The 527-nt window shown below is 73.8% G+C and carries 1 protein-coding gene; it reads left to right on the forward strand.

The genetic code is table 11. From position 1 onward, the window contains the following. Window positions 1-323: 323 nt before the first annotated feature. Window positions 324-527: hypothetical protein (locus AX737_RS23785; protein ID WP_156453924.1), on the forward strand; the 204-nt coding region annotated here is incomplete at its 3' end.

A 527-nucleotide genomic window follows, 5' to 3' on the forward strand; every position in this document is an offset into this window, starting at 1 on the left:
GCCTCATACCCCTCACCCGGCTTTCTGCGAAAGCAGACCTCTCCCTACGGGAGAGGGGACCCGCGCTTCATCCTGCGGCGATGCGTTCGACCGAACCCATCAACCGGAAACGGCATCGGGCAGGCGTCCGGGAAAAGGCCTGAGCGTCGGTTGCGAGGATCGGAGACACCGACGGCGGGCGGGGCCGGCCCTCCCTGACGGGCCCCGACGGCGAAGCCTGGTGCGCCGCCACACCGCGGACGCGTCGCGCACGCGGCAAGACATACGGGCGAAACCCGGCCGGCCCAGAGCCCGCCGCGTCAGCGAGCGCGGAAGGCTATCCGATGGTCGTCGCCCACCTGTTCCGAATCCTCAGCGCGGTCCTGTTCGCCGCGGCGCTGGTCGTCGCCCCGCTCGCGAACCCGCTCCTCGCCTCGGCCTGCCTGATCCTGGGCGGCGCCCTCGCGGCCTGGCGGGGCGCTGCCGACCTCGGCCTCCTCGCGGGGGCTATCGGCCTCGCGCGGGGCGTGGCGGTCCGCGACCGGGCC

Origin of the sequence: Methylobacterium sp. CCH5-D2, assembly GCF_001556475.1 — a bacterium.
Lineage (GTDB): Bacteria > Pseudomonadota > Alphaproteobacteria > Rhizobiales > Beijerinckiaceae > Methylobacterium > Methylobacterium hispanicum.